Origin of the sequence: Actinomyces sp. MRS3W (assembly GCF_032465695.1) — a bacterium.
Classification (GTDB): domain Bacteria; phylum Actinomycetota; class Actinomycetes; order Actinomycetales; family Actinomycetaceae; genus Actinomyces.
This window is the reverse complement of the sequence record NZ_JAWDJJ010000019.1, coordinates 1-6,873: the sequence shown is the minus strand read 5'-3', so window position 1 is coordinate 6,873 and position 6,873 is coordinate 1. Positions and strand designations below refer to the sequence as shown.

Sequence of the window (6,873 nt, the reverse complement as noted above, 5' to 3'; positions counted from 1 at the left end):
GCCCCCGGCCGCGCCGCCGAACATGCGCAGCAGGTCCTCGAGGTCCTCCTGGGAGGCCCCGCCGGAGGTGGAGTAGCGCACGTTCGGGCCGCCGCCGCCGAACATCGAGGAGAAGATGTCCTCGAATCCGGCGCCGGCTCCGCCCGAGCCGGAGGTGAAGCGCGCCCCACCGCCCGCCATGGAGCGGATGGCGTCGTACTGCTGGCGCTCCTTGGGATCCGACAGTACGGCGTAGGCCTCGCCGATCTCCTTGAACTTCTCCGCCGCAGCGGTGTCACCCGGGTTGCGGTCGGGGTGGTACTTCTTGGCGAGAGCGCGATAGGCCTTCTTGATGGCGGCGGAGTCGGCGTCCTTGGCGACGCCGAGGACCGCATAGAAGTCCTTGGTCATCCAGTCCTGACTGGCCATGGCTCACCGCCTCCTTTCTGTTCCTCTTGCGATCAGGCGGGGTTCGCCACCTGGACGCGGGCCGCGCGCACCACGCGCTCCCCCAGCTTGTAGCCGGGCTGAAGCACGAGCGCGATACTCGGCTCCGTCACCTCCGCGGACTCGGTGGCCATAAGCGCCTCGTGCAGGGTGGGATCGAAGACCTCCCCCACCTCGCCGAAACGGACCAGGCCGAACTTGTCGGCGAGGATCTGCTCCAGCTTTCCGGCCGTGGTAGCGAAGGTGCCGGTGAGGTCGCCGTGCTGGCGGGCCAGCTCGATCTCGTCCAGCACCGGAATGAGGGTCTCGACGACGCTCGCCTGACCCGCCTCACGGTGCCCGGCCGCGTTCTCACGCGAGCGCCGCACGAAGCCCTGGTACTCCTGCTGCAGGTTGTACAGGTCCGCCCGGGCGCGGGCGAGGTCGTCGGCGGCCTGGGCGGCCTGCGCCCGGGCCTGCTCCAGCTCGGAAGGCGCCTCGTCCTTGGCGGAGGCGTCCGCGGAGGACGTCGCGGCGTCGGCCGCCTGCGCGGCGTCGGCCGGGCCGGAGCCCAGGTCGACGCCGTCGAAGGCGGATTCAATCTCATCGGCGAGGGCCGAATCGATCTGGCCGTCACCCGAGGTCGAGCCCGCAGCCGGGCTCCCAGCCGCGCCGCCCTGCGGGCTCGTCCCAGAGCCCTGCTCGGCGTCCGGCTCGGAACCCTCGTTCGGGGTCATGTCCGGATCGGTGCTCACTTGGCGTCCTCGTCGTCGATGATCTCGGCGTCCACGACGTCGTCGTCCTCAGCGGCGCCCTGGCTCTGGGCGGAGGAGGAAGCGGCGTCGCCGGCCGCCTGGGCGGCCTGCTCGGAGGCGTACAGGGCCTCGCCGATCTTCTGCGAGACGCTGTTGAGCTTCTCCTGGGCGGCCTTGACGGGCTCGATGTCGGTGCCCTCCAGGGCCTTCTTGAGCTCGTCGACGGCGGCGGACACCTCGGAGCTGACATCCTCGGGAAGCTTGTCCTTGTTCTCCTTGAGGAGTTTGTCGATGGAGTAGGCCTGCTGCTCCGCCATGTTGCGGGTCTCGGCCTCCTCACGGCGCTTCTTGTCCTCCTCGGCGTGGGCCTCGGCCTCCTTGACCATCCGGTCAATGTCCTCCTTGGGCAGGGCGGAGCCGCCGGAGATGGTCATCGACTGCTCCTTGCCGGTGCCGCGGTCCTTGGCGGACACGTGCACGATGCCATTGGCGTCGATGTCGAAGGAGACCTCGATCTGCGGGATGCCACGGGGGGCCGGGGCAATGCCGGTCAGCTCGAAGGTGCCCAGCGGCTTGTTGTCGCGGGCGAACTCGCGCTCACCCTGGTAGACCTGGATGAGCACCGACGGCTGGTTGTCCTCGGCGGTGGAGAAAACTTCGGAACGCTGGGTCGGGATGGCCGTGTTGCGCTCGATGAGCTTGGTCATGACCCCACCCTTGGTCTCGATGCCGAGGCTGAGGGGGGTGACGTCGATGAGCAGCACGTCCTTGCGGTCACCCTGGATGACGCCGGCCTGCAGGGAGGCGCCGACGGCGACGACCTCATCGGGGTTGACGCCCTTGTTGGGCTCCTTGCCACCGGTCAGCTCGCGCACCACCTCGGTGACGGCGGGCATGCGGGTGGAGCCACCGACCAGGACCACGTGGTCGATCTCGGACAGGGAGACGCCGGCGTCCTTAATGACGTTGTGGAAGGGCACCTTGGTGCGCTCAAGCAGGTCGGCGGTCATTTCCTCGAAGTGGGAGCGGGTGAGGCGCTCGTCGAGGTGGATCGGGCCGGCTTCGCTCATGGACAGGTACTGCAGGTTGATGTCGGTGCTCATCGCGCTGGAGAGCTCCTTCTTGGCCTGCTCGGAGGCGTCCTTGAGCCGCTGCATGGCGATCTTGTCCTTGGACAGGTCCACGCCGGAGGAGTCCTTGACCTGCTTGACGAGCCAGTCGACGATGCGGGCATCCCAGTCGTCGCCGCCCAGGCGGTTGTCGCCGTTGGTGGCGCGCACCTGGATGGTGGAGAAGCCGTCGTCGTCCTTGCCGACCTCCAGCAGGGAGACGTCGAAGGTGCCGCCACCCAGGTCGAAGACGAGGATGAGCTCGTCCTCCTTGCCCTTGTCCAGACCGTAGGCGAGGGCCGCGGCGGTCGGCTCGTTGACGATGCGGTCCACGGTCAGCCCCGCAATGGTGCCGGCCTCCTTGGTGGCCTGACGCTCGGCGTCGTTGAAGTAGGCGGGGACGGTGATGACGGCGTTGGTGACGCTCTCACCGAGGTAGGCCTCGGCGTCGGCCTTGAGCTTGGCCAGAATGCGGGCACTGATCTCCTGGGCGGTGTACTTCTTGTCATCAATGGTGACGGACCAGTCAGTGCCCATGTGGCGCTTAACGGAGGAGATGGTGCGCTCGACGTTGGTGACCGCCTGGCGCTTGGCGACCTCACCGACCAGCACTTCGCCGGACTTGGAGAAGGCAACAACGGACGGCGTGGTGCGTCCGCCTTCTGCGTTCGGGATGATGGTGGGCTCGCCGCCCTCGAGGACGGCGATGGCGGAGTTGGTGGTTCCGAGGTCGATACCGACGGCACGTGCCATGGGTGCTCCTTGATGTCTCGTAGTGTTGAAGTTGAGCGGTATGCACTCAAGGATCATGGTTGAGCGGAGGCTTGTCAACTCCACACGCCACAACCTTGAGTCTGATGGGCTCAACCTTGCGCGCCGCGGTTCTATTCCAGCTTCCGCGCATGCGATCCGGCTTAATCCCCGAACCCGGACATTGGCTTGACGCCGACTCCCAGTTCGCCGAGCACGCGGGCAAGTCGCCGAGAACGCCTGGAAGCCGTCGAGCATGCCCGCCTGGGGCGCGTGTTCGCGGGCTTTCCAGCGTCGCCGAGGGCTAACCCGCGTACTCGACAATCCGATCCCTCACCCCAGAGCGACTCCCCCACTCCTACAGGACGATTCCAACCCGGCAACATCGCCAAAACTCCCAGCCGGGCCAGCATCCCGCTATGGGATGCTAATTGGGATGCACGTTGGTAGACTGGCGACATGAGCACGCAGATCACGGTGCGCCTTCCCGACGAGGTCGTCGCATTTCTCGATGACGCCGTCGCCGCGGGCGAGGAATCGAGCCGAGCGGCGCTCGTCACCAGGGCGTTGCAACAAGAGATGCGCCGCTGGGCCGCGCTCCGCGATGCCGAGATCATTCGCAGCCAAGGCGCCGAGGATGATCTGGACGACCTGGTCGCCTGGACCGCCCGCAACGCCGAGCTCGACGACTGACCCGGGACCGACTCCGTGAAGGAGATTCGGCTGGCGCGGCTCGACAAAACCCGCCCCGTCGTTGTGCTGACGCGCGAGGCGACGCGCGCGGCCATGACCAAGGTGACGGTCGCACCAATCACTTCCACGATCAAGGGCCTGTCCAGCGAAGTGCCAGTGGGGCCCGCACAGGGACTCGACCACACCAGCGCAATCTCGCTCGACAACATCCTCACCATCCCCACGGCGTCGCTCGGACGCCTCATCGGCTACCTGAACCGGGAGCAGGAGCGCGCACTCGCCCGCGCTATGGTGCTCGCCTTCGACCTGGACCTGCCGCTGCCCACCGACCAGTGAACACGCGGCTATCTCCAGGCCGGGCTCACTGCCGAGATACCGTAGGCCGCAAGATCACCCAGCCGCCGATTAAGCCTCTCGCCGTCAAGGGACAACCATGCCGAGCAACAAGATGATCAGCGACTTCTCGGGCAAGCCGAAGACCGATTCCTTCTATCAGACGATCGACGATGACGTCATGAGCCTGGGCGAGATCAGGAGAGTTCCGTTCACAGGTCAGCCCCAATCGATGGAACCACCACGTTGAGGTCAAGTCGCTGCAGACGGCGAAGAGCCAGTGGCTGCGCGCCTTGATCACCAAGGGCTTCGAGTTCTCCACCCGGTACCCCGGTAATCACTGAGAACGGGCCTCCTCCGTCCCTCCACGAGTACGCGGGCACGCCGAGCCCGCCAATAGGCATGGCACAGTGGTACAAAAGTCTGTCAAACGATTGCGTGACGCCCAACCCCTTCGGGCCTTAGGCTGACAAACAGCGCCGGTATCAGTCCCGATTCGTCCGGCACATCTCAATGAGGAGACCCCGTGACCCAACCACCAGTGTCAGCTCAATCCTCTTCCAATCAACGCGCCACCCAGGAGGAGATCGACGCCTTCTTCGCCCCACCCACCAAGGAGGTAGGGCCGTTCTTCATCGCCTCCTACGTCCTGGCGCAGCTCTTCTTCTTCGTTGCCCTCATGGGGCCCGCGGTCGTGTCCATTCAGACCAAGGCCATGGCCATGTTCCCGAAGGACTCCGCCGCTCAGGCCGATGCCGTATCGGTCATTGCCGGACTGGGCGCCCTGGGCGCGGTCTTCGCCAACGTCATCTTCGGACAGATCTCCGACCGCACCATGTGGCGTTGGGGCCGACGCCGCCCCTGGCTCGTCATCGGCATTCTCGGCATGACAGTCGGCTTGGCGATCATGGGCCTGACCAACACCGTTCCCGCTGTCGCGGCCGGCTGGCTCATCGCCCAGATCGGCGCCAACGCGGCCCTGGCACCCTTCGTCGCGGTGCTGTCCGACCAGGTGCCGGAGTTCCAGCGCGCCCGCATCAGCTCCATGATCTCCATCGCCCAGAATCTGGCCATTCTCATTGCCACCTACCTGTCGAACGGGCTGCGACACAACCTTGAAGTCCTCTATATCGCCCCCGCGATTCCGGCGATCCTCTTCATGGTGTGGTTCGCCTTCGTCCTGCCGGACAAGCAGCTGCCGGTTACGCCGCCGAAACTCAACCTCGTCGGACTGCTCAAAACCTTCTGGGTCAACCCGATCAAGTACCCGGATTACGGGCTCGCTTGGGCCGGACGCTTCCTCATCACGCTGGCCAGCTTCTCCTTCACCACCTACCGCCTCATGTATCTGGTCCACCGAGTCAGCCTGACCGAAGACCAGGCACACGACGTCATGGCGACTTCCGTGCTCATTTACACCGTCACGCTCATGACCGCGAGCTTTATTGGCGGGCAGCTCTCCGACCGCCTCCACCGCCGCAAGATCTTCGTCATCCTTGCCTCCATCCTCTTCGGCATCGGCACGGCGATGCTGGCACACACCACCACGGTCTCGGGGTTCTACATGGTGGAAGCCGTCATGGGCCTGGCCTACGGCATTTACATCTCGGTTGACCTCGCCCTCGTCGTCGACGTGCTGCCCAACCCGGACAACGCCGGCAAGGAGCTGGGCGTATTCAATATCGCCAACGCCCTGCCCCAGTCGCTGGCCCCGTTCATGGCGCCCTTCTTCCTCGGCATCGGCTCGGTGGAGAAGATGAACTACCCGGCACTGTGCTACTTCGCCGGTATCTGCGCCGTCCTCGGCGGCATCGCCACCATCTTCATCAAGAAGGTGAGGTAGCAAGGCCCCCGGGACGGACGGACACAGCTCCCCCATAGACATCGCTGGTACCTTGGCGACGCGGTCTCACAGCCGCGTGCGCCCACCAGCGACACCTGTCAGAAGGAGCCTCGTGCCCGTCCGTCCCGACGTCTTACCCAGCGCCTCATCTCGCACGGCCCGCCTGCGCCGTCGGGCCACGGGAATCGGCGCCGGGCTCATCTGCGCGCTCGCCTTCGTCGTCTGGACCGTCCTCGCGCGCGCCGGGGTGACGGACCGACTCGACGCCGCCCTCACCGCGCTCGCAATACCGCCCCGCTCGGCGCGGGGCCAAATGCTCGAGGCCCTCTCCCTGCTCACCCACCCACTGCTCATCTACGCGGCGATCGCCGTCGCCGCGGTCGTCACCTTCCAGCAGCGCATGCGGCGTCTGTCCCTCACTCTGGCCACCTCGTTGCTCGGCCTGCCGCTGCGGGTGCTCATCGCCACCTGGATCGACCACGCCCGCCCCTCCTCCGCCTTCGCCGACTCGCTGTCCTACCGCGGCTTCGCCTACCCGGCCGGTCACGCCGTCGCCATGACCGTGGCGGCCTGGGTGCTCGTCACCCTGACCCGGGCCCGACGCCGCCGCACCTCCCAGGTGCACCTGTGGCGGCTGGTGGGCATCCTCGCCGTCGCCGTCACCTGCGTGGGCCAGTGGGCCATGGGCCTACAGTCGGTTTCCGACCTCGTCGGCGGCGTCCTGCTGGGCGCAGCCATCGCCACCTTCTCCCTGAGCGTAGGCGGCACCGAGGAGATCCTCGCCTCCTGGGCGCATATCGGCCTGCCGCGCACCACGCTCGACAAGCGCGCCGCCATCGTCTACAACCCCACCAAGTTCGATGACCTGTCCCTGCTGCGTCGGCGGGTGGAATCCGAGGTCCTGGCCGCTGGCTGGCAGCCCACCCTCTGGCTGGAGACCACGCCCGACGACGCCGGCCACGAGCAGACCCGCAGGGCCGTGGCC

The 6,873-nt window shown here is 66.5% G+C and carries 8 protein-coding genes; 5 read left to right on the top strand and 3 right to left on the bottom strand.

Going from position 1 to position 6,873, the window contains the following annotated elements; genetic code table 11:
• The 3 genes from RWX45_RS00470 to dnaK form a co-directional block, all read right to left on the bottom strand.
• Nucleotides 1-408, bottom strand: a 408-nt coding sequence (locus RWX45_RS00470) for a DnaJ domain-containing protein (protein ID WP_316021832.1), incomplete at its 3' end; no start/stop codon positions are given.
• 32 nt (nt 409-440) lie between these two features.
• Nucleotides 441-1,160 carry a nucleotide exchange factor GrpE gene (locus RWX45_RS00465; protein ID WP_316021831.1) on the bottom strand — a complete coding sequence of 240 codons (720 nt, stop codon included), beginning with the start codon at nt 1,158-1,160 and terminating at the stop codon, nt 441-443.
• Nucleotides 1,157-3,022: a molecular chaperone DnaK gene (gene dnaK / locus RWX45_RS00460; protein ID WP_316021830.1), complete on the bottom strand. Its 1,866-nt coding sequence runs from the start codon at nt 3,020-3,022 to the stop codon at nt 1,157-1,159. The genes RWX45_RS00465 and dnaK overlap by 4 nt, the downstream gene beginning before the upstream one ends.
• A gap of 456 nt (nt 3,023-3,478) precedes the next feature.
• On the opposite strand from dnaK, the gene RWX45_RS00455 reads away from it, so the two are divergent.
• The 5 genes from RWX45_RS00455 to RWX45_RS00435 form a co-directional block, all read left to right on the top strand.
• A complete protein-coding gene (locus tag RWX45_RS00455; protein WP_316021829.1) occupies nt 3,479-3,712 on the top strand; it encodes a YlcI/YnfO family protein in 234 nt (77 codons plus the stop codon).
• A gap of 15 nt (nt 3,713-3,727) precedes the next feature.
• Nucleotides 3,728-4,048 carry a type II toxin-antitoxin system PemK/MazF family toxin gene (locus RWX45_RS00450; RefSeq protein ID WP_316021828.1) on the top strand — a complete coding sequence of 107 codons (321 nt, stop codon included), beginning with the start codon at nt 3,728-3,730 and terminating at the stop codon, nt 4,046-4,048.
• Between the two features lie 97 nt (nt 4,049-4,145).
• The gene (locus RWX45_RS00445) at nt 4,146-4,295 is read left to right on the top strand and encodes a hypothetical protein (RefSeq protein ID WP_316021827.1); all 150 of its coding nucleotides are present in this window, start codon (nt 4,146-4,148) and stop codon (nt 4,293-4,295) included.
• A gap of 276 nt (nt 4,296-4,571) precedes the next feature.
• Nucleotides 4,572-5,888, top strand: a complete 1,317-nt coding sequence (locus tag RWX45_RS00440; RefSeq protein ID WP_316021826.1) for an MFS transporter — start codon at nt 4,572-4,574, stop codon at nt 5,886-5,888.
• Between the two features lie 112 nt (nt 5,889-6,000).
• A partial coding sequence (locus RWX45_RS00435; RefSeq protein ID WP_316021825.1) for a phosphatase PAP2 family protein occupies nt 6,001-6,873 on the top strand: 873 nt, incomplete at its 3' end.

Coding starts and splice junctions, on each gene's coding strand:
- dnaK (WP_316021830.1), bottom strand. CDS start 3,022: ATGGCACGTGCCGTCGGTATCGACCTCGGAACCACCAACTCCGCCATC.
- RWX45_RS00455 (WP_316021829.1), top strand. CDS start 3,479: ATGAGCACGCAGATCACGGTGCGCCTTCCCGACGAGGTCGTCGCATTT.
- RWX45_RS00445 (WP_316021827.1), top strand. CDS start 4,146: ATGCCGAGCAACAAGATGATCAGCGACTTCTCGGGCAAGCCGAAGACC.